This is a genomic window from Pseudomonas sp. B6001, from assembly GCF_013386015.1.
Classification (GTDB): Bacteria; Pseudomonadota; Gammaproteobacteria; order Pseudomonadales; family Pseudomonadaceae; genus Aquipseudomonas.
Genome location: NZ_JACAOX010000013.1, coordinates 41,592 through 63,646, shown reverse-complemented (window position 1 = coordinate 63,646; position 22,055 = coordinate 41,592). Strand labels below are relative to the sequence as shown.

Below are 22,055 nucleotides of genomic sequence, written 5' to 3'. Positions count from 1 at the left end.
GTGATTGCGCTTTCATTGAGCTGAGTCAAAAGCTCGAACGTTACGATCTTTACCATTGGACACAAGCAATTAATAACGTCCTTTGGAGCTCCCATGAACAAGTCCCTGCTCGGCGCGTCGCTTGTCGCGCTCGCCCTCGTCGCCCCTGTTGCCCACGCTCACGAAGCGGGTGACATCCTGATTCGCGCCGGTGCCATCACCGTCAACCCGAAAGCGGACAGCAGCAGTGTCAAGGTTGACCAGGGCCCGCTGGCAGGGACCAACCTGGGCGGCAAGGCGACCATGAGCAGCGACACCCAGCTGGGCTTGAACTTCGCCTACATGTTCACCAGCCACTGGGGTATCGAACTGCTGGCGGCCACGCCGTTCGAACATGATGTGAAGATCAAGAACACCGCCCTGGGCGCTGCCAACGGCAAGCTCGGTACGCTGAAGCACCTGCCACCGACCCTGAGCGTCGTGTACTACCCGCTGGACAGCAAGTCGGTATTCCAACCGTACATCGGCGCCGGTATCAACTACACCTGGATCTACGACGAGCACGTCGGCAGCCGCGCCGAGCAGGCCGGCTTCAGCAACTTCAAGGCGGAAAACTCCTGGGGTTGGGCCGCGCAGATCGGTGCGGACTACATGATCAACGACAAGTGGATGATCAACGCCCAGGCGCGCTACATCGACATCAGCACCAAGGCCACCGTGGATAACAACGCGCTGGGCCAGGGCACTCGGGCCAAGGTCAATGTGGATGTTGACCCGATGGTGTACATGGTCGGTATTGGCTACAAGTTCTAGGTTCTACCCAAGGCCCTGTTGTACAGGGCCTTTTTTGTGAGGCTTCCCCTGGAGGCAAGCGCCAATCAGAGGCCAGGCACACGTCCGTGTGCTGCGATTCAGGCTTCAGCCAGGAGTTGGCGAACTTCAGCGATGACCAAGTCAATGTTGAACGGCTTTTTCAACACCGCATTGAACAAGTCCGACCGCTCCATACCAATATGAGCCTGGGCTCCGCTGATCAGAATGATGGGCAAGTGTTTGACTGCCGGCAGGGCGCGAACCGCTTCGGCAAACTCCTGGCCATCCATGACCGGCATCATGAAGTCGGTGATGATCAACGCTGGCCGCTCGCGCTCCAGGACCTCGAGTGCTTTCTGGCCATTGCTCGCTTTTACGACCATGTACCCCTCATCCTCCAGCGCATAGCCGAGAATGTCAGCGATCAAATACTCGTCGTCGACGACCAGGATGGTGGTCATGTCAATTCAACCCGAATCAGAGACTTTGGACGTTGAGCCCGGCCGCCAGGAATCATCAGCGACAGCCAATGCATTTCTTGATGCCTTCTTCAAGTCAACGCCGTGTTCATGGATTACCACTTCAAGAAGCGAAGGATCGTAGAAGCTGTCTCGTACCTTAAGAATCGAAAGCATTCTTCTTAGTTCAGATTGAATCTCGAAGAAACGCATCAGCAGCAGGTTATCGACAATACTGGACAGGTCCGGGGTTGGAGAGCTGACCTCCGAACCAAAAACGTCACGCATCTCCCATGAGGCAAACACCGTTACGCCACGGGCACGAAGCTCGCTCATCAGGGCGCTGTAGAAATCAGTGATACGTGCCGGGTTTGTCGACACTCGGGTCATGCCGCTCAAGCTGTCGATGAACAGGCGCTTGATGCCCTTTTCCTCAACTATTTTCAGCAGACGTGCGCCGAGACCGTCGAGCAGGCCTTCTGTCGTGGGTTGCCAGGCAAGACTCAGCGCACCACTTTCTTCCATACCCTTGATATCAATACCCAGCGATTGGCCTTTGAGGCGTAACCGCTGCGGGCTTTCATAAAAACCGAAATGCAGGCCCGGCGCTTCCACTGTCGACTCAGCGAGGAACCGGAGCCCCAATGTGGTTTTCCCGACGCCGGAAGGCCCCATGACGAGGGTAACGGACGAACTGTGCAGGCCACCGCCGATGATGGCGTCCAGCGAACCGATGCCGCTGGTGATACGCGTCAGATCAGCACTGTCAGGTAAAGACGGATGGCTGTAGAGGCTTTCCAGACGCGGATAAACCACCAGGCCATCGTCGGTGATTTCACACTCGTGCAATCCGGTCAGTGCACCACTGCCGCGAGTCTTGCGCAGTTGAATACGGCGCACTGAACGGCTGCCGTGAAGCTCTTCACCCATCTCGATCACACCATCAACCATGGTGTGCTCGGGACTGCCGTCGTCCAACCGGGAACTGGTGAGAAACAGCACCGTACAACCGGCGAACGCAGCGTGCCCTTGCAGCTCGGAAATGAATTTCTTGGTGTCGATGGGCGAGTCAGCCTTGGAGCGTGCATTGAGCAAGCCATCAACCACTAACACGGTGGCCTTCTGGCGACTGATCTCACGCCGAAGCAGCTTGACCACCTCATCGAGACCTTCGTTCTCAAGGGTGTCAAACGCACTGACGAACTGAATTTCAGCCCCCACCCGGGAAACATCAAAGAAGTTCAGGGTCGAGAGGAACTGAAATAAACGGTCGTGGGATTCGGCCAGCAACGTGGCCACCAGTACACGGCCCCCATTGCGCGCATGGTTAAACCCCAGCTGATTGGCGAGGATGGTTTTACCGGATCCCGGGCGCCCCTGGATGATGTAGGAGGCACCTGCGACTAGCCCACCCTTGAGCAGAGCATCCAGCCCTTCTATTCCGCTTTGAAGGCGATTTAGCTTTTCCACAATGCAACCCTGATGTGAACAACAGGCTCTTGAGCCGAAGGTTTACGATGCTAACTCCATTTGTGCAATCGGGCTATCCACTCAGCCCGTTCAAGCGCGGGGCAAATAAAGCGTGAACGTACTTCCCTGACCAGGACGACTCTCTACCCTGATCTCTCCCCCCGACTGCTTGGCAAAACCAAATACCTGGCTGAGCCCCAACCCGGTTCCCTGGTCGTTGCCTTTGGTGGAGAAAAACGGTTCAAAGATTCTGTCGAGGTTGAGCGGTGCGATACCCGAACCATTGTCTGTGATGGAGACGGCAACGTAACTTCCGTTCATAAGGGCATGACCATTGGACGCAGGGATAAGGTCCATCGACTCAACACGGATAACCACCTCACCGTGATCAGGCATGGCGTCTCGGGCATTCATGAGCATATTGAGAATGGCGGTTTCAAACTGTTCTGGGTCAACGTGAACAACGCAGGGTGCTGCTGTGGACTCGATGCGTACGTTGATGCCTGTGCCAACCCGCAAAGCAATCGTATCGGCCATGGCCAACGTGCTTGAATTGACGTCCAGCGGTGCGGGATGGAGGGTTTGCCTGCGAGCGAAGGACAGCAATTGGCTGGTGAAGTGAGAACCACGCTTTACCGCCTCGGAAATGGCTTGCACCAGGCGCAGCCGCCGCTCTTCCGATACTGAAGGACGCTTCAAAAGATCTGCTGAAGAACGGATCACCGTCAGCAGGTTGTTAAAGTCATGAGCCACGCGGCCCGTTATCCGCCCCAGCGCTTCCATGTTTTGCGACTGCAGTAACTGCTCCTGGGTCGCATCCTGAACGGTTCCCGTCATCGCGACGGGGTGACCGTCATCGGCGTAACGGGCTCTGGCACACACGTGCAGCCAGCGAGTTTCACCGTGGGGCGTGACGATCCGGTAGTGAACGTCGTAGGCGCAGCGTTGAGCGATCGAGTGATCCCATGCTTCGGCCACTCGGCGCTTGTCTTCGGCGTGCACCAAGCGCTGCATGTGTTCATAGCTGAACGGTACGTGAGGTTCGAGTCCGAAGTTGAGGCGGCAAGTGGCTGAGGTCTTCAGCTCGCCCGTCGTCAAATCCAGGCGCCATATACCAAGCCCGGCGGCACTCAAAGCGAACTGCAGGTCGTGCGCTTCCTCATACACATCATCGTGAGGCGGCGGCGAACCATCCACCGGAGAGTTTGTTGCCATGATGGGTAGGGCTCCTCTTTTAGGCTGCCCATGGCTGGATGGGCGAAGTCTTCTTCTGAATGCGGACTTTTGCTTTTGCTGAACGAGCCGTAAGCACAATCAATCCCTATTGGCATGGATGACCGGGCGCACCAAAGGTTTCAAATTTTTCGTATGCCGTGGCGCATCCGACTTGCCAACACATATCACTTTTAACCGTCCGCGCACCGCCACAAAAAAAGGCGCCTGTTTCAGGCGCCTTTTTTATGTTTGACCGTGTCGATAGAACCGGTCGAGCAACGCCGGCAGCCCGGCCCGCCATGCCCGTGGCTTGATGCCGAAGGTGTGGAGGATTTTCTTGCAGGCCAGCACCGCGTGTTGCGGCTCGTCGGCTGCATCCGGACGGGCGGCGTGGGCCTGGGCGGTCGGCGCTTCCACGGCCAGCGGGTGGAAGTTGCGCGCTTCGGTCAGGATCGCCTGCCCCAGCGCCAGCGGGGTAGTCGCTTCGTGGCCGGCATAGTGATAAGTGCCCCACAACGGCGCGGCGCAATCCAGTTGCTTAAGCACCGAAATGATCACCCGCGCGGCATCGTCCACCGGCGTCGGGTTGCCCCGGCGGTCGTCGGCCATCAGCAGTTCGTCAGGTTTTTCGGCACGGGCCAGGAAGCGCCCGAGGGTGCCGTCGACGCTGTCATCCAGCAGCCAGCCGAAACGCAACAGCACGTGCTGCGGGCAGGTGGCGCGTACGCTCTGCTCGATGCGCCACAACGCTTGGCCTCGAAGGCCCAAGGGCACGGGTTCGTCTTTTTCGCTGTAGGCGGTGGCGCGGGAGCCATCGAACACCCGGTAGCTGGACGGTTGCAGCAGGGTGATGCTGTGGTGCTGGCACAGTTCCGCCAGGCGCTCGATCGCGTACTCCTGCGCGGCCAGACGCGTCTCGCTGACCGTCTCCGCCTGAAACCAGTCGAAGTAATAGGCGAGATTGATCAAGGCATCGGGACGGGTGTCGTCGAGCAGTTGCGTGAGGCTCGCGGCATCCCAGCCGTCTTGGGGCGGGCGCGGGGCGAGGAAACCGATGTCTTCCTCCGCACCGAGGCGAATCAGCGCCTGCCCGAGGGCATTCCCGCCGCCCAGTAACATAAGGCGCATTCGCATAGATTGAGCAGGCCCGGTCTGTTTGGAACGATGGTTATTATCGACAGGCTTGTGAGCCATGCCGTTGGCATTTGCCAGAATCGTTGCATTTTGCGGGTTTGTAGCGCAACCGTCACTTATAAAGTGCGCCGCCGATTGCGGCCGGGGGGGGTTTAGGTAGAGAGAGCCTTTTTATGGCTAGGGAGCATGCAGTGGCCAGGGGCCTTGCAGTGGTCAGCGAGCTTGCTGTGGCCAGGGAGCTTCTTGTGGCGAGGGAGCTTGCTCCCGCTGGGCTGCGTAGCGGCCCCAAAAAAGCGGGAGCGCTGCGCACTCCAGCGGGAGCAAGCTCCCTCGCCACTGCAAGCTCCCTCGCCACAACAAGCTCCCTCACCACAGGGAATGCATCCCGGGGTTGCAAGTTGCCAGGGCCGGCCGCATAAATTGGGTATGAACCTTCCTGAATCAACGGACACGGTCTTGAACGGTTTCCACCCCGCCGTCAGCACCTGGTTCCGCAGCACGTTCCCGTCGGTGACCGCCGCCCAGGCCCAGGCGTGGCCGCTGATCCGCCAGCGCCGCTCCACACTGATCGCCGCACCCACCGGCTCCGGCAAGACCCTGACTGCCTTTCTCGCGGTGCTGGACGATCTCGTGCACCAAGGCCTGGCCAATGGCGGCCAACTGCCAGACCAAACGCTGGTGGTCTACGTCTCGCCCCTGAAGGCTCTTTCCAACGACATCCAGATCAACCTGCAAACCCCGCTGGCCGGCATCACCGATCACTTGCAGCGCCTCGACCTGCCTCCGCTGGCGATCCGCACCGCCGTGCGTACCGGCGACACCCCGCAGAAAGACCGCGCCCTGATGCGCAAGCACCCGCCGCACATCCTGGTCACCACCCCGGAATCGCTCTACGTGCTGCTCGGCTCGGATTCCGGCCGGCAGATGCTTGCCAGCACCCGCACGGTGATCATCGATGAGATCCACGCCATCGCCGCCAGCAAGCGCGGCAGCCACATGGCCCTGACACTGGAGCGCCTGCAGGGTTTGTGCAGCGAACCGCTGACCCGCATCGGCCTGTCGGCCACGCAAAAGCCCATCGAGGCGGTGTCGCGCTTTCTGGTGGGCACCGGCCGGCCTTGCGAGATCGTCGATATCGGCCACGCACGCCCACGGGACCTGGATATCGAAGTGCCGCCGGTGCCGCTGTCGGCCGTCATGGCCAACGACGTGTGGGAGCTGGTCTACGACCGCCTCGCCGAACTGGCCAGGCAACACCGCACCACGCTGATTTTCGTCAACACCCGGCGCCTGGCCGAACGCCTGGCCCGGCACTTGAGCGAGCGCCTGGGCAAAACCGCCGTCGCCGCCCACCACGGCAGCCTCGCGAAGGAAATGCGCCTGGACGCCGAACAACGGCTCAAGGCCGGTGAGCTGCAGGTGTTGATCGCCACTGCGTCGCTGGAACTGGGGATTGATATCGGCGATGTCGACCTGGTGTGCCAGATCGGCTCGCCCGGCTCGATCAACGGTTTTCTGCAACGGGTCGGACGCTCCGGGCATCAGGTCGGCGGCACGCCCAAGGGCCGGTTGTTCGCCACCACCCGTGACGACCTGATCGAATGCGCCGCCCTGCTCGACTGCGTGCGCCGGGGCGAGCTGGACACCTTGCTGATTCCGGTTGCGCCGCTGGATGTGCTGGCCCAGCAGATCATCGCCGAAGTCAGCTGCCAGGAATGGCAGGAACAGGCCCTGCTCACGCTGATCCGCCGCGCCTCGCCCTACGCCGAGCTGGATGAGCGTCACTATCAGGCACTGCTGCAAATGCTCGCCGAAGGCTACAACGGGCGCCAGGGCCTGCGCAGCGCCTACCTGCACCGCGACGCCATCACCCGCACCCTGCGTGGCCGGCGGGGCGCCAAGCTCACCGCCGTGACCAGCGGCGGCACCATCCCCGACAACGCCGACTACAGCGTGCTGCTTGAGCCGCAAAGCCTGAACATCGGCAGCGTCAACGAAGACTTCGCGGTGGAAAGCATCGCCGGCGATATCTTCCAGCTGGGCAACACCTCCTACCGCATCCTGCGAGTGGAACCCGGGAAGGTGCGGGTCGAGGATGCCCACGGCCAGCCGCCGACCATTCCGTTCTGGCTCGGCGAAGCACCGGGGCGCAGTGCCGAGTTGTCGTTTGCCGTGGCGCGTTTTCAGGGGCAACTGGACGCGCTGCTGGGCGCCACGCCGGGTAACCTGCAACCGGCGCTCGATTGGCTCACCGGCGCCCTCGGCCTGAACCTGGCCAGCGCCGAACAACTGCTGGATTACCTGGCGCGGGCGCGGCTGGCGCTGAGCGCGCTGCCGTCCCAGGACACGTTGATCATGGAACGGTTTTTCGACGAGTCCGGCGGCACCCAATTGATCATCCATACGCCGTTCGGCAGTCGCATCAACCGCGCCTGGGGCCTGGCGCTGCGCAAGCGGTTTTGCCGCACCTTCAACTTCGAACTGCAAGCCGCCGCCAGCGAGGATGCGATCGTGTTGTCGCTGTCCACCAGTCACAGCTTTGAGCTGGACGAAGTGTGGCGCTACCTGAACAGCAACACGGCCGAGCACATCCTGATCCAGGCGGTACTGGATGCACCGCTGTTCGGCGTGCGCTGGCGCTGGAATGCCGGGGTGGCCCTGGCATTGCCGCGCTACACCGGTGGGCGCAAGGTGGCGCCGCAGATCCAGCGCATGAAGAGTGAAGACCTGATCGCCAGTGTGTTCCCCGACCAGATCGCCTGCCTGGAAAACCTCGCTGGCGAGCGCGAAGTGCCCGAGCATCCGCTGGTGGAGCAAACCCTCGACGACTGCCTGCACGAGGCCATGGACAGCGAAGGCTGGCTGGCCCTGTTGCGGCGCATGGAGCGCGGCGAAATCCGCCTGATCAGCCGTGATCTGCCGGCGCCGTCGCCACTGGCAGCAGAGATTCTCAGCGCCCGCCCCTACACCTTTCTCGACGACGCTCCGCTGGAGGAGCGCCGCACCCAGGCCGTGCTCAACCGGCGCTGGAGCGACCCGCAAAGCACCGATGACCTTGGTGCGCTGGATGCCGAAGCGATTGCCGGTGTGTGCGAGGAAGCCTGGCCGGCGCCCAATGGCCTGGACGAGATGCATGAAGCACTGATGAGTTTGGCGTGCATTGCCGAATCGGAGGTCACGGCGCAGTGGGCCGAATGGCTGCAAGCCCTGGCCGACGGTGGGCGCGCCAGCCGATTGCAGATTGGTGCTAATCAAGCCGTTTGGGTCGCCCTGGAGCGCTTGAGCTGTTTAACGGCGATCTACCCGAATGACCTGCCGCTGTTGCCAGGTTTCGATGAGCCCTGGACCTTCGATGAAGCCTTGGTGGAAGTGCTGCGGGCGCGCCTGAGCGGTTATGGCCCATTGACGCTGATCGAGATCGCCGCGCCCCTGGCCTTGCCGGTGGCCGACGTATCACAGGCACTCGCGCGGCTGGAGAGCGAAGGCTACGTGCTGCGCGGCCGTTTCAGCCCCGGCGCCAGCGCCGAACAATGGTGCGAACGCCACCTGCTGGCGCGCATTCACCGCTACACGGTCAAGCGCCTGCGCCGGGAAATCGAGCCGGTGGCGTTGCAGGATTTCATGCGTTTTCTGTTCGATTGGCAGCACTTGTCGAACGGCACCCGGGGCCAGGGCAGCGCGGTGTTGCCGCAGATCGTCGCGCAGTTGGAAGGGTACGCCGCAGCCACTTCGGCCTGGGACAGCGATTTGCTCAGCGCACGAATCAAGGATTACGCGCCCCACTGGCTGGACGATTTGTGCCGCAGCGGCAAAGTGGTGTGGACACGCCTGAGCAACAAGGCCGGCGCGACGGCCCTGCGCAGCACGCCAGTGGTGCTGTTGCCCCGCAGCCAGGTGCCATTATGGAGTGGACTGACCGAAGCGCCGGACAGCACCGAGCTGTCGCCCAAGGCACAGAAAGTTCATCAGGCGCTGCGGGAAAACGGCGCGCTGTTTTTCGATGAATTGATCCACGAAGCCCATCTGCTGCGCAGCGAACTGGAAACCGCGTTGCAGGAACTGGTGGGCGCGGGGCTGGCGAACGCCGACAGCTTCGCCGGCCTGCGCGCCCTGACCACGCCGGCGAGCAAACGTCAGGCCCGCAGCAGTCGGCGCGGACGTGGCGCGTTTGTCGGCGGGATGGACGATGCCGGGCGTTGGGCCCTGGTACGGCGGGCGCCGGTGGCGGACGGCACACGTCCGGGGGCTCACTCGGCCGAGACGCTGGAGCATGTGGCGATGACCTTGCTGCGCCGCTACGGGGTGGTGTTCTGGCGCCTGCTGGAGCGCGAGGCGGACTGGCTGCCCAGTTGGCGCGAATTGCTGCGTACGTTCCACCGGCTGGAGGCCCGGGGCGAGATTCGGGGCGGGCGGTTTGTGAGTGGTTTGGCGGGGGAACAGTTTGCGTTGCCGGAAGCGATTCCGCTGCTGCGGGAAGTTCGGCGGCGGCCCCACGATGGAAGCTTGATTGCCGTGTGTGGGGCGGATCCGCTGAACCTGGTCGGTACGCTGCTGCCGGGTAGCAAGGTGCCGGCGTTGAGCGGCAATCGGTTGGTGTACCGGGATGGTTTGCCGGCGGCGGTGGAGATTGCCGGCAAGCAGCAGGTGTTGCTGGAGTTGGATCAGCAGGAGGCCGGGTTGGTGCGGGAAAAACTGATCAGACACTGACTTGTGCAGTGCCCGTAATGACGCCTTCGCGAGCAAGCCCGCTCCCACATTTGACCGCATTCCAAGGGTGGAACCGTATCGAATGTGGGAGCGGGCTTGCTCGCGAAGAGGCCGGCGGCCTCAACACAAAACTATTGGGTTCTTGGCTGCTCAGTGAGCACCACCGACGAAGGCACTTCTTCCTCCGGCTCATCCACCTGCTGCCCGACCCGCTGCGGCAGCATCACCTGCTGTGGATAAGTTTGCGCGAAGTGAACAAAGGCACAGTTATCCACAAGCTTTTTCAAGCGCTGGTTAAACGCGCGGCTCACCGCATATTGCCCACCCGACACCGTGCGGAATTGCGCCGTCAGCACCACGCCGTTGAGGTCCATCTTGTCGACGCCAAATACCTCCAGCGGCCCTTGCAGGTTGTACTTGAGGAACACGTCGTCGCGGATCGACTGCCCCGCCTCGCGAATCAGTTCCACGGCCTTGTCGACATCGGTGTCGTAGGTGAACTGCACCGAGAAGAACGCATAGGCGAATTGCCGCGACTGGTTGGTGACGGCCTTGATCTGCCCGAACGGCACCGAATGCACAAACCCCTTGCCGTCCCGCAGGCGCAGGGTGCGGATGGTCAGGCCCTCCACGGTACCGGCGTGGCCGGAGTCGAGCACCACCCAATCGCCAATCGACAGGGTGTCTTCGATGATGATGAACAGCCCGGTGATTACATCCTGCACCAGTTGCTGGGAGCCAAAACCAATGGCCAGGCCCACCACCCCGGCACCCGCCAGCAGCGGTGCGACGTTGATCCCCAGGTTGGCCATGGTGGTGATCGCGCAGATCACCACCAGGATGATTTTCACTGCGTTGCGCAGCAGTGGCAGGATGGTTTTCACCCGCGTGCTGGGCTGGCGGCTGGAGCGTTTGTTGACCGGGGGTTTCAATGCTTCCTGAATCGCCGTGTCGAGCACCACCCAGAACAGCCAGGTCACCAGCAGGATCAAACCGATGCTGCTCAGGGAGTCGCTGATGGCCCGGCCCACGGAGTTGCGCTGGGCAAACTCAAACAGCGAAACGCCCCAGATACGCCCGAGTATTTCGATAAAGGCGATGGCCATCACGATGCGCAACAGCGCGTGCAGCAGGCTGAGGAAACGTTCCTTGTAGGCGCTGCTGCGCTGGACCGCCACCGTGCTGCGGGACTGGAACAGGTGCTGCAACACCGTGCTGAGAAACACCGTGCCGATCAGCAGGATCGTGGTGAACAGCGCACAGCGCAGGGCTTTCTGGCTGTCGTCGCCGGCGCCGATCAGGTTGATCGCCGACACCAGCACCATCAGCAGGATCGGCCAATACCACAGGCCGGAAAACACCCGCAGGGATTGCTGCACCGCCGGGTGTTTCAGGCGCTGGGCCAGGGGCCGGTTGCGGATCAAATGCGCCACCGGACGGCGCAGGCGAATCACCAGCATGCCGAAAATCACCGAGGCAAACAGCCCGGTGAAGATCGCGACGCTGGCGGTGATATTGCCCCCCAGTTGGCGGGCGATCTGTGGGCTGGTCAGCGCATCGCTGAGGGCGGCAAGGAAGCCGATCAGGAACAGCGGCTTGGGGCAGTAGTCCCGAATAATCTTCACCGCAGGGCGCTTGTGGCCGACGTTGAACATGACGATCACGCACAACAGGATCGAGGTGGAGAAGATGCCGCTGCTGGTGGCGTAGGCAAAACACAGCGCCAGCGCACGGCCCACCGAGGTGGGCAAGAAGTGGCTGACGTAGAGCGTCAATGGCAGGCAGATAAGCGCCGGTATCGTGTAGGGAATCAGGTAACCCAGCAACGCCTGGAGGCGCTGGCGAGGTGCGATATGCCGCTGCAGGCTCAGGCGCTTGACGATAAAGCGCCCCAGCAGGGTCAGCGCGGCGAACGCGCCGATCCACACCCCGGACAACAACAGGAAATCCCCGGCCACGCTCCACGAGGAACGTTCGGACGGCTGGTTGACCAGCTTGTCCACCTCATCTGCCGCCCGGTCGGCCCGCAGGCGCCAGGCGTCGACCAGGTTCTGGTTGAGGTCGAGCTTGTCCTGCACATCATCGATGCTGGAGCTGATGGCGCCGAGCAGGCCGCCTTCTACCAAAAGTTCCGGCTTCGCCGGGGCGGCAGGCTCTGGAGCCGCGGGGGCAGTGGCCGCTTGCAGCGCGCCGCTGCCGCAGAACAGCAGCGTGCCGAGCAGTAGCACAGTCTTTAAATTCAACAAAACACCGGGCTCCTTCAGAAGGGTCTGTAAGGAACTGACGGGTTTGACGCCTGATCGTTCCCCGTATACTTCGATCCGTGCGCCCCAGGCAAATATCAAATGCCAATACCTGGCTTTTTCCGCACAAGCCGAACCCCGAGACTGCGCTCCTGATTGAAACCCACCGGAGTTGCAGCCATGCCCATTGCCTTGCTCGCGCTGACCCTCAGCGCTTTTGCCATCGGGACGACCGAGTTCGTCATCGTTGGCCTGTTACCCACCATCGGCGCCGACCTGGGTGTCGACTTGCCGTCCGCCGGCCTGCTGGTCAGCCTCTACGCCCTGGGCGTGGCCATCGGCGCGCCGGTACTCACCGCCCTCACCGGCAAAGTGCCACGCAAACTGCTGCTGTTGTCGCTGATGGTGCTGTTCACCCTCGGCAACCTGCTGGCCTGGCAAGCGCCGAGTTATGAGTCCCTGGTACTGGCACGGATCGTCACCGGCCTGGCCCACGGGGTGTTCTTCTCGATTGGCTCCACGATCGCCACAAGCCTGGTGCCCAAGGAAAAAGCCGCCAGCGCGATTGCCATCATGTTTACCGGCCTGACCGTCGCGTTGGTGACCGGTGTGCCACTGGGGACGTTTATCGGCCAGCACTTCGGCTGGCGCGAAACCTTCCTCGCCGTCTCGGCCCTGGGCTTGATCGCGTTTATCGGCAGCCTGCTCTACGTACCGAAAAACATCGCCCACAGCAAACCCGCGTCACTGTTGCAACAACTGCAAGTATTAAAACAACCACGGCTGCTGCTGGTGTACGCCATGACGGCGGTGGGTTACGGCGGCTCGTTCATCGCGTTCACCTACCTGGCGCCAATCCTTCAGGACATCTCCGGGTTCAGCGCCGGCACCGTCAGCCTGGTGTTGCTGGTGTATGGTATCTCGGTGGCCATCGGTAATATCTGGGGCGGCAAGCTGGCCGACAAACGCGGCCCGATCAGCGCCCTGAAAATCATCTTTGCCCTGCTCGCCGCTGTGTTGTTCGTGCTGACCTTCACCGCGGGTAATCCATGGCTGGCCCTGGCCACTGTGCTGGTGTGGGGCGCGGTCGCTTTCGGCAATGTGCCGGGCTTGCAGGTGTATGTGGTGCGCCAGGCGGAACATCACACGCCGAACGCGGTGGACGTGGCCTCGGGCCTGAACATTGCGGCGTTCAACCTGGGGATTGCCGGTGGCGCGTGGGCCGGCGGCATGATCGTCGCCCACATGGGCTTGATCCACACGGCGTGGATTGGCGGTTCGGTGGTGTTGGTGGCCTTGGCGCTGACGGCCTGGAGCGGGCGCCTTGACCGGCTGGGGCCGGTGTATGCCGAAAGTTCGACCCGGGTGGTTGGCGGGCACTGATCCCGCAGCGATAAAGAACCCAATGTGGGAGCGGGCTTGCTCGCGAAAGCGGTAAGTCAGTCAACAGAGATATCGACTGACCCACCGTCTTCGCGAGCAAGCCCGCTCCCACATTTTGAGAGGTGCCGTCTGTAGGACCGTCGAAACTTTCTCCCGATCATCATAGTCACCCTAAAACGGAGGTCACCACACAGTTAACCCACGGGAGTCATCATGGCCGCGATTCATATCGGCATTTCCGGCTGGCGCTACACGCCCTGGCGGGGGGATTTCTACCCCGAGGGCCTGACCCAGAAGCGCGAGCTGCAGTTTGCCTCACGGGCGGTCAACAGCATCGAGATCAACGGCTCGTTCTACGCGCTGCAAACACCCAAGCGCTATGCCGAATGGTATGGCGACACGCCTGAAGGGTTTGTGTTCAGCGTCAAGGCGCCGCGCTATATCACGCATATCCTGCGGTTGCGGGAGGTGCACAAGCCGATGGCGAATTTCTTCGCCTCCGGGGTGCTGGAACTCAAGGAAAAGCTCGGGCCGATCCTCTGGCAGTTCCCGCCCAGTTTCAAATTCGACCCGCCGTTGTTTGAAGCCTTTCTCGCCGAATTACCCACTACTACCCAGCAGGCCGCCGCCCTCGCCCGCGAGCATGAGCCGCGCCTGAACGGCAAGGCGAGCCTGCAAGCCCACGGTAAAAAGCCGCTGCGCCATGCGGTGGAGATTCGCCACAAGAGTTTCGCCGTGCCGGAGTTTGTCGAGATGCTCGACAAGCACGGCGTGGCCCTGGTGGTGGCCGACACAGCCGGCAAGTGGCCGTACCTGGAAGACGTCACGGCCAACTTTGTGTACCTGCGCCTGCATGGGGACAAAGCGCTGTATGCCAGCGGCTATACGTCCGAAGCGCTCAAGCGCTGGGGCGATCGCATCGAACGCTGGAGCCACGGCAAACAACCCGCCGATGCACAGTTGATCGACCCGAAGCACAAACCCCGCGCCCGCAAGCAACGCGACGTGTTTTGCTATTTCGATAACGACATCAAGGTGCGCGCGCCCTTCGATGCGCGCCAATTACTGCAGCGTTTCGGCCTGGACCAGGCACTGGCCACCGAACCCGGCAAGTTGCCGGACACGGGGGTGTTGCCATGACCCATCCGGAGCTGATGCCAACCACGCCCACCGAAACCATCACCCGCTTCAGGGTGCTGACGGTCAATACCCACAAGGGCTTCACCGCGCTCAACCGGCGCTTCATATTGCCCGAGTTGCGGGAGGCGATTCGCAGCGTGGCCGCCGACGTGGTGTTCCTCCAGGAAATCCACGGCACCCATGAACGCCACCCCAAGCGCTACAGTAACTGGCCGAGCATGCCGCAATACGAATTCCTCGCCGACAGTATCTGGCCGCAATACGCCTACGGTCGCAACGCGGTGTATCCCCATGGCGACCACGGTAATGCGTTGCTGTCGAAATTCCAGATCATCCGCTACGACAATCTCGACATCTCCCAGAGCGGCCACGAAAGTCGCGGGCTGCTGCATTGCGTGCTGCGCTTGCCGGGCAACGTGCAGGACGTGCATGCCATCTGCGTGCACCTGGGGCTGCGGGAAGTCCATCGCCAGCAGCAACTGCGCCTGATCGCGCAGCGGGTCGCCGAGATTCCCGCCGACGCGCCGGTGATTGTCGCCGGTGATTTCAATGACTGGCGCCAGCGCGCCGATCTCGCCCACTGCGGGTTGCGGGAAGTGTTTATCGAAACCCACGGCAAGCCGGCCCGCACCTTCCCGGCGCGCCTGCCGCTGCTGCCGCTGGACCGCATCTATGTGCGCAACCTCAAGGTGCATCAGCCCCAAGTCCTGACCAGCCGCCCGTGGTCACACTTGTCGGACCATGCGCCGCTGTCGGTGGAGATCGAGCTATGAACAGCGCACCACTGGAAAAGGTCGCGGTGGAACACATCGCGACCGACCAACCGCCGGACGATGCCGTGGCCCGGGATCTGGATTACGGCTGGCAGAGCGGTAACCAGATCGAGTTGCTGGAGAACGGCGAGGCCTACTTTCCCAAAGTGTTCGAGGCGATGCGCCAGGCCCAGCGGGAGATCTTGCTGGAGACCTTTATCCTTTTCGAAGACAAGGTCGGCCACGAGCTCAAAGGCATTTTGATCGAGGCGGCGCAGCGTGGCGTCAAGGTCGTCGCCAGCCTCGATGGCTTTGGTTGTGGCGAGCTGACACCGGGGTTTCTCAGCGAATTGAGCCAGGCCGGCGTGACCGTGCAGATGTTCGACCCGGCGAGCAAGACATTGGGGTTTCGCACCAACTGGTTTCGCCGCCTGCACCGCAAGATTGTGGTGGTGGATGCCAATGTGGCGTTTATCGGCGGGATCAATTTCTCGGCGGATCACTTGGGGGATTTCGGCCCCGAGGCCAAGCAGGATTATGCCGTGCAGGTGCAGGGCCCGGCAGTCGCCGACCTGCATCATTTCGCCCTCGCACAAAGTGGCCGGCGTGTGCGCAAGCGGCGCGGCTGGCGGCGCGAGCAACGCCCGTCGCCATGGGCTGCCGGCGAAGGCGACGGCCTGGTACGGCTGATCTACCGGGACAATCTGCAACACCGTACCGATATCGAAGAGGCCTACCTGCACGCCCTGCGCAAGGCCGAGCGGCGGGTGGTGATCGCCAACGCCTATTTCTTTCCCGGCTACCGCCTGCTGCGGGAAATTCGTAATGCCGCGCGGCGCGGCGTGCACGTGCAGTTGATCATGCAGGGCCAGCCGGATGTGCTGCTGGCCAAGCTGGCGGCACGCATGCTCTATGACTATTTGCTCAAGGAAGGCGTGGTGATCCACGAGTACTGCCAGCGTCCGTTGCACGGCAAGGTGGCGCTGGTGGATGAAGAGTGGAGCACGGTGGGTTCGAGCAATCTCGACCCGCTGAGCCTGTCGCTGAACCTGGAGGCGAATGTGCTGGTTCGTGATCGTGGCTTCAACCAGCAGTTGTTCGAGCGCCTGGAATACCTGAGCCAGAACCACTGCAAGACCATGCCGGAAAACCGCGCGCCTCGCGGCTGGTTCTGGCGGGTGACCGTGGGTTTCGTGGTGTTCCATGTGCTGCGGCATTTTCCGTCGTGGACCGGCTGGTTGCCGGCCCACAAGCCGAGGTTGAAACCCTTCGTTCTTGAGGAGCGTGCGGATCATGACCCAAGCTCGCATCGCTGAAGAAAGCGCTCGCCCCGGCTTCTTGAAACGCTGGAAAAAACCGCTGACGGTGGTGTTTTTCCTGGTGCTGATCGTGTTGTTCACCCTGCTCGCCCGGCGTATCGACTGGAGCGAAGTGCTCGACACCCTGGGCGACTTCAAGCTGCGCACGCTGCTCATCGCGGGTGGGCTGACTTTGTGCAGTTTCCTGGTGTATTCGTGCTTCGACCTGATCGGCCGCACCTACATCCGCCAGCCGTTGGGCTGGAAGCAGATTTTGCCGGTGGGCATCATCAGCTATGCGTTCAACCTCAACCTGAGCGCGTGGGTAGGTGGCATCGCCATGCGCTATCGGTTGTATTCCCGACTCGGGGTGAGCAGCGGGAACATCGCGAAGATCCTCGGCTTGAGCCTGGCCACCAACTGGTTCGGCTACATGGCGATCGCCGGCGCGGTATTCAGCAGCGGGCTGGTGACATTGCCGCCGGGGTGGAAGCTCAGCAGCGGTGCGTTGCAAGGCGTCGGCGTGCTGTTGGTACTGGCGAGCCTGGGTTACCTGCTGGCCTGTCGCTTGTCGAAAAAGCGCGCATGGTCGATACGCGGGATTGAAATCAGCCTGCCGTCGCTGCGCATGGCAGTGTTGCAGTTGGCGCTCGGCGCGCTGAACTGGTCGCTGATGGCAGCAGTGATTTTTACCCTGCTGCCCAAGCAGCTGGATTACCCCGTGGTGCTCGGGGTGTTGCTGATCAGCAGCATTGCCGGGGTGGTCACGCATATCCCGGCAGGGCTGGGTGTGCTGGAGGCAGTGTTCATTGCCTTGCTGCAGCACGAAGCGTCCCGCGGCAGTCTGCTCGCGGGGCTGATCGCCTACCGCGCAATCTACTTCATCCTGCCCCTGCTGGTGGCCCTGGTGATGTACCTCGCGGTCGAAGCCAAGGCCAAGGCATTGCGCGTGAAGAAAACGCCTACGACTGGATGATGCTCAAGCGCTCGCCCACCACCATCTCGGTAATCCAGTCCACCAGGATCGAGGTGTAGGCCTGCTGGGAAACCGGATCACTCAGGGAATGATCCGCACCGTCGATAATCCGGTGAGTCAGCGAATGCGTCTGCTGGCAGGCGGCGCGGTAGCTCATGATGGTGGCGTGGGGCACGTGGTCGTCGGTCTCCGACTCCACGATCAACACATCACCGGTAAACGCCGCGCAAGCATGCAGGGCGCGATTGGTTTCGGCGTGCACAAAGGTGCCGCGATAATCCATCAGGTCGGCTTTATCGAGGTCGCGCTTGGGCTTGAGCCATTCCTGGTCGCGGTACAGCGCCGGCACCCGCAAAGCCAGCCAGCGCACGGGGCGCAGCGAAGTGAGGATGGCGGCCAGGTAACCGCCGTAGCTGGTGCCCACCACCGCCACCGCCGAGGTGTCGATGGCCGGGTGTGACAACAGGCGGTCGTAGGCCGCGAGCAGGTCGCGCAGGTTGTCTTCGCGGGTGACGCGGGATAACGGAATGCCGTTGCCGGCATGGCCGCGCAGGTCGAATGTAAGGCATACACAACCGAGCCCGGCGATACCCTTGGCGCGTTCCAGGTCACGCTCCTGGCTCCCGCCCCAGCCGTGCACAAACAACACCCCCGGTACTTTCGATTTGGGACTGAGGAAGGTCCCGCTCATCTGTTCGTCGTCGATATCAATGGCAATGGTTTCGCTTCTAGCCGTCATAGGATTTGACCGTCACGTACTTGAGAAGAAAGTCGCTGTTTTCTGCCGGGCCCCGGTACACCTCGATCGCGTCAGCCGGCAGTGGCTGGTCGACGTAGGTTTCTACCGACGAGACATAAATCGCCCGCAGCCCGGGATTGTTGACGAAGCTTTGCAGCGCCGCGACTTCCGCGCTGCTGGCCCCGCCCATGCGCCAGGATTGCTCGAGCACGCCGCTGCGGCGTTGGCCGTCGCTGTCCAGGCCCTGGGCGATGTCGTAATTGCGCCGCGAGGCGTAGAACCCGGGATAGGCCTCATCCGCCGCGTTATCGAAGACCTGCGCTTGCTGGATGGCCAGGCGCACGTCAGCGGGCAGGTCGAGCTTGAGCAGGTCTTCGTAGTAGCCCTGGACCACCAACAGGTTGGAACCACCATAGACCTCTTCGCCCTGCCCGTCCCGGGTCAGGTATTGATCGCCGCAGTAGCTGATGACGTGATCGCCGATAAAGCTCTGGCCGACACTGTGGGTGACCACGTCACTCAGGTCCTGCTCCAGCACCACGCCGTCGCTGAACAATTGCGCCGCATCAGGGCGCGCGAGGATGGCGTCGAACTCGTCGAGGCTGCGGATCACTTCCTGGCCGCGACCGGCGCAGGCATGCACGGGCTTGAGACGGATCGGCCCGGTGTACAGCAAATGGGTCGCCGCCGGCCGCGCATCTTCCAGGGCGTGCACACTCAACCCATCCAGCACCACATTGCGGATGCGCTCGGAAAAAAGCGGCGACCAGCCTTCGGGCGCAACCGCGTTTTTATTCAGCAAACCGTGGCTGATGGCCTTGGTGCAGATGAAATCGTGATCGACGTAGCCGCCCCACAAATCCTCAGGGCCTTTGACGCCGAATTGCCGCGCCTGGGCCGCGCCGACCAGCGTCTGAGTGGGCAATAGATAGAGGTCGCGCCCACTGTGCAGCTCAGGGTTATAGCTGCCGCCATATTTGAGCCCGAGGACGTGCGCCAGCCAACGGGCCAGCGCGCGGTTGGTTTCGACTTCGTGCAACGGCGCGTGCGGGCGAATCGAATGCGCCACAACGATTTTTTTGCGATTTGTCGGGGTCATGCGTCCCCCTTGGCTGTTATGCCATGTGTGTAGGGAGACGGTTGCAGGGATCAAGCCAAGGCGGCATTTATCCAAACGCGCGGGGAATCAATCAGTTGCGGGAAAAGCGATAGCACTTGGCCTGTTTTATTCTGCACGAAATGCTCAAGGTGTCGCGGCGTTCTGCACGATTCAGGCTTGCGCCTTAGAGGGCGTCACGCCGAAACGGCTGCGGTAATCACTTGGCGCCAGCCCGGTGATTTTCTTGAAGGTGGCGCGGAAAGCACCAGGGTCCTGATAACCCACGGTCCAGGCGATGTGATCAATGGTGCCGTTGGTGAACTCGAGCATCTGGCGCGCCTTGCCGACACGCAGGTGCTGGCAATATTCGGTGGGTTTCAAACCGGTGGCGGCGCGGAACCGTCGCAGGAAGGTGCGTTCCTCAAGTCCCGCCTCCTGCGCCATGGCAGCCAACGAAACATCCACCGCACCGCTGGCCTGCAGCCAATGTTGCACCTTGAGAATCGCAGCGTCGCCATGGGCAAGGATCGGCGCAAAGTTACTGCCGCACTCACTGGCGCTGTCACTGTGTTCGATCACCAGGAAACGCGCGGTGCTGGCAGCGATGCTCGGGCCGAGCAAACGGTCCACCAGGCGCAGGCCCAATTCGGACCAGGCCATGAGGCCGGCGGTGGTGATCAAGTCGCCGTCGTCGACGATGGGTTTGTCGGCTTCCAGGCGAATCGCCGGATAACGGGCGGCGAAGGTTTTCGCCGACGTCCAGTGCGTGGTGGCGCTGCGACCGTCCAACAGGCCGCTTTCCGCCATCAGGATCGAACCTACGCACACCCCGCCCAGAATGGTCCCGGAGCGATGTTGCTGGCGCAGCCAATCCAGCAATTCGGCGGACGCCTGGCCCTCGAAAAAGCCGGCAATGGAGGGTGGAATCAGCAAGGCCGTCAACCTATCCCCGCTACCGGGCTCGCTATCGAATACACGGGTCGGCGCACCGCCTGTTTCAGCCTGCCAATGGCTGATGCGCAGGGACGGCAGTTGCTCGGACTGATGCTCGGTCGCAATCCGGTTGGCGACCGCGAACAGGTCGGTCAAGCCATGCACGGCAGCCATTTGCGCACCGCTGTAGATCAGCACGCCGAGCTCGACGATCGCCATTGTCAGTTTTCCCTCTGTTATTGTCGGTGCGGCCAATCCCCAGGCGTCACGCCAGCCAGGATACTGGACGCATCAACCCTCACAAGGAAACCAACATGGCCAAGCAAGCGCTCATCCTAATCGATATCCAGAACGACTACTTCCCCCAGGGCAAGTGGCCGCTAGACGGAGTGGACGCGGCGGCAGACAAGGCGCAGCAAGTGCTACAGGCATTTCGCCAGGCAGGCGATGCGGTGATTCACGTACGCCACGAATTCACCTCCGACGATGCCCCCTTCTTCACCCCGGGTTCGGAAGGTGCACACCTGCACCCCAAGGTGCTGAACCAGGCCGACGAGCCGGTGGTGCTCAAGCATTTCGTCAATGCGTTCCGCGAAACCAACCTGCGGGCCCTGCTGGAACAACGCAGCATCACCGAGCTGGTGGTGGTGGGCAGCATGAGCCATATGTGCATCGACGGCGTGGTGCGCGCCGCGTCGGACCTGGGCTACAGCGTGACCGTGATCCACGATGCCTGCGCCACGCGGGACCTGGAATTCAATGGCAGCGTCGTGCCGGCAGCCCAGGTGCATGCGGCGTTTATGTCGTCGCTGGGGTTTGCTTATGCGAGCGTGGTATCGGCGGAACAGTTCTTGTCCGCCGATTGACCTTCTCCGCGCTTACCGGGTAGCGATGATGAACAGGCGCGGAAACGGCAGCAACACAGTGCCATCGGCCAGCGCTGGATAAGCCTTGGTGATCCGCGCCAGGTACTCGTCGAGGAAGGCGTTCCTTTCTGACTCGGTCAGGGGCGCCAGGAATGGACGCAACGCCGAACCCTTGAACCACTCCACCACCGCGGCGGAACCTGCCAGCGGATGGTGGTAAGTGGTGCGCCATACATCCACGGTGGAACAGTGTTGGCTCAGCAACTCAAAGTAGTAGCTCGCGGTATGGCGTTCATTGTGTTTGACGCTGCCGATCTTTGCGGCCCACGGGCCGTCCGCCGCGACTTCCCGCGCCAGCTTGTGGGCCGGCTGGTCAAGATTGTCGGGCGTCTGCACCGCCAGGGTGCCGCCGGAGGTCAGTTGATTGACTAAATGCGGATACAGCGTGGCGTGATCAGGCAGCCATTGCAGCGATGCATTGGCGAGGATGACGTCGAATTTCTGCACGGGGTTCCAGGCGCCGATATCCGCCAATTCGAAGTTCAACGCGGGCAGGCGCTTGCGGGCGTCCACCAGCATGTCATCAGAGCTGTCCATGCCGGTGACCAATGCCTGCGGAAAGCGATCAGCCAGGACTTCAGTCGAATTGCCCGGGCCGCAACCCAGGTCGACGGCGGTGCGCACATCACCCTCAGGGATGGCCGCTACCAGATCCCGGACGGGACGAGTGCGCTGTTGTTCGAACATCGAGTATTGCTTGGCTGACCAGGTCATTGCGGCATTCCTTCTTCTGTGAGGAGTGAGGACAGCCTAAATCTTGTGATCCATGAGAACAAATGCCACGATTGAT

General features: G+C 62.0%; 17 protein-coding genes. 8 read left to right on the top strand and 9 right to left on the bottom strand.

Annotation, left to right across the window (positions count from 1 at the left end):
• The first annotated feature begins 93 nt into the window (after positions 1-93).
• On the top strand, positions 94-792 hold the full coding sequence (locus tag HX821_RS14515; RefSeq protein WP_102369992.1) for an OmpW family protein: 699 nt from the start codon (positions 94-96) through the stop codon (positions 790-792).
• 98 nt (positions 793-890) lie between these two features.
• On the opposite strand, the gene HX821_RS14510 is transcribed toward HX821_RS14515, so the two are convergent.
• The 4 genes from HX821_RS14510 to HX821_RS14495 all read right to left on the bottom strand — a co-directional run bounded on the left by HX821_RS14510 (position 891) and on the right by HX821_RS14495 (position 5,069).
• Positions 891-1,253, bottom strand: coding sequence for a response regulator (locus tag HX821_RS14510; protein ID WP_003210009.1), 363 nt, complete (start codon positions 1,251-1,253; stop codon positions 891-893).
• A 6-nt stretch (positions 1,254-1,259) separates the two neighbouring features.
• Positions 1,260-2,720 carry an ATPase domain-containing protein gene (locus HX821_RS14505; protein WP_177035947.1) on the bottom strand — a complete coding sequence of 487 codons (1,461 nt, stop codon included), beginning with the start codon at positions 2,718-2,720 and terminating at the stop codon, positions 1,260-1,262.
• Positions 2,721-2,810: 90 nt separating this feature from the next.
• Positions 2,811-3,935, bottom strand: a complete 1,125-nt coding sequence (locus HX821_RS14500; protein ID WP_177035946.1) for a PAS domain-containing hybrid sensor histidine kinase/response regulator — start codon at positions 3,933-3,935, stop codon at positions 2,811-2,813.
• 243 nt (positions 3,936-4,178) lie between these two features.
• Complete coding sequence (locus tag HX821_RS14495; RefSeq protein ID WP_008436463.1) at positions 4,179-5,069, bottom strand: sugar nucleotide-binding protein; 891 nt, start codon at positions 5,067-5,069, stop codon at positions 4,179-4,181.
• A 426-nt stretch (positions 5,070-5,495) separates the two neighbouring features.
• Between HX821_RS14495 and HX821_RS14490 the strand changes: the two genes are divergently transcribed.
• Positions 5,496-9,776, top strand: coding sequence for a DEAD/DEAH box helicase (locus HX821_RS14490; protein WP_177035945.1), 4,281 nt, complete (start codon positions 5,496-5,498; stop codon positions 9,774-9,776).
• 131 nt (positions 9,777-9,907) lie between these two features.
• On the opposite strand, the gene HX821_RS14485 is transcribed toward HX821_RS14490, so the two are convergent.
• On the bottom strand, positions 9,908-12,022 hold the full coding sequence (locus HX821_RS14485) for a mechanosensitive ion channel family protein (protein ID WP_177035944.1): 2,115 nt from the start codon (positions 12,020-12,022) through the stop codon (positions 9,908-9,910).
• A 177-nt stretch (positions 12,023-12,199) separates the two neighbouring features.
• Between HX821_RS14485 and HX821_RS14480 the strand changes: the two genes are divergently transcribed.
• The 5 genes from HX821_RS14480 (at position 12,200) to HX821_RS14460 (ending at position 17,568) form a co-directional block, all read left to right on the top strand.
• Entirely contained in the window at positions 12,200-13,402 is a 1,203-nt protein-coding gene (locus HX821_RS14480; RefSeq protein ID WP_177035943.1) for an MFS transporter, read from the top strand.
• 213 nt (positions 13,403-13,615) lie between these two features.
• A complete protein-coding gene (locus HX821_RS14475) occupies positions 13,616-14,542 on the top strand; it encodes a DUF72 domain-containing protein (RefSeq protein WP_177035942.1) in 927 nt (308 codons plus the stop codon).
• On the top strand, positions 14,539-15,315 hold the full coding sequence (locus HX821_RS14470; protein WP_003210026.1) for an endonuclease/exonuclease/phosphatase family protein: 777 nt from the start codon (positions 14,539-14,541) through the stop codon (positions 15,313-15,315). The genes HX821_RS14475 and HX821_RS14470 overlap by 4 nt, the downstream gene beginning before the upstream one ends.
• The gene (clsB, locus tag HX821_RS14465) at positions 15,312-16,610 is read left to right on the top strand and encodes a cardiolipin synthase ClsB (RefSeq protein ID WP_177035941.1); all 1,299 of its coding nucleotides are present in this window, start codon (positions 15,312-15,314) and stop codon (positions 16,608-16,610) included. Before HX821_RS14470 ends, clsB begins: the two co-directional genes overlap by 4 nt.
• Positions 16,588-17,568 (top strand): lysylphosphatidylglycerol synthase domain-containing protein, encoded by a 981-nt coding sequence (locus HX821_RS14460; RefSeq protein WP_177020916.1) that lies wholly within the window; start codon positions 16,588-16,590, stop codon positions 17,566-17,568. The genes clsB and HX821_RS14460 overlap by 23 nt, the downstream gene beginning before the upstream one ends.
• Here the strand turns inward: HX821_RS14460 and HX821_RS14455 are convergent.
• From HX821_RS14455 to HX821_RS14445, 3 genes are all read right to left on the bottom strand, one after another.
• On the bottom strand, positions 17,555-18,307 hold the full coding sequence (locus tag HX821_RS14455) for a S9 family peptidase (RefSeq protein WP_003210032.1): 753 nt from the start codon (positions 18,305-18,307) through the stop codon (positions 17,555-17,557). The two genes, HX821_RS14460 and HX821_RS14455, sit on opposite strands and share 14 nt — an antisense overlap.
• The gene (locus tag HX821_RS14450) at positions 18,297-19,406 is read right to left on the bottom strand and encodes a DUF3182 family protein (protein WP_177035940.1); all 1,110 of its coding nucleotides are present in this window, start codon (positions 19,404-19,406) and stop codon (positions 18,297-18,299) included. The genes HX821_RS14455 and HX821_RS14450 overlap by 11 nt, the downstream gene beginning before the upstream one ends.
• Positions 19,407-19,577: 171 nt before the next feature.
• Positions 19,578-20,558, bottom strand: coding sequence for a GlxA family transcriptional regulator (locus HX821_RS14445; protein ID WP_177035939.1), 981 nt, complete (start codon positions 20,556-20,558; stop codon positions 19,578-19,580).
• A gap of 95 nt (positions 20,559-20,653) precedes the next feature.
• Between HX821_RS14445 and HX821_RS14440 the strand changes: the two genes are divergently transcribed.
• Complete coding sequence (locus HX821_RS14440) at positions 20,654-21,205, top strand: cysteine hydrolase family protein (RefSeq protein ID WP_177035938.1); 552 nt, start codon at positions 20,654-20,656, stop codon at positions 21,203-21,205.
• A 12-nt stretch (positions 21,206-21,217) separates the two neighbouring features.
• On the opposite strand, the gene tam is transcribed toward HX821_RS14440, so the two are convergent.
• On the bottom strand, positions 21,218-21,979 hold the full coding sequence (gene tam, locus HX821_RS14435) for a trans-aconitate 2-methyltransferase (protein ID WP_177035937.1): 762 nt from the start codon (positions 21,977-21,979) through the stop codon (positions 21,218-21,220).
• Positions 21,980-22,055 lie beyond the last annotated feature (76 nt).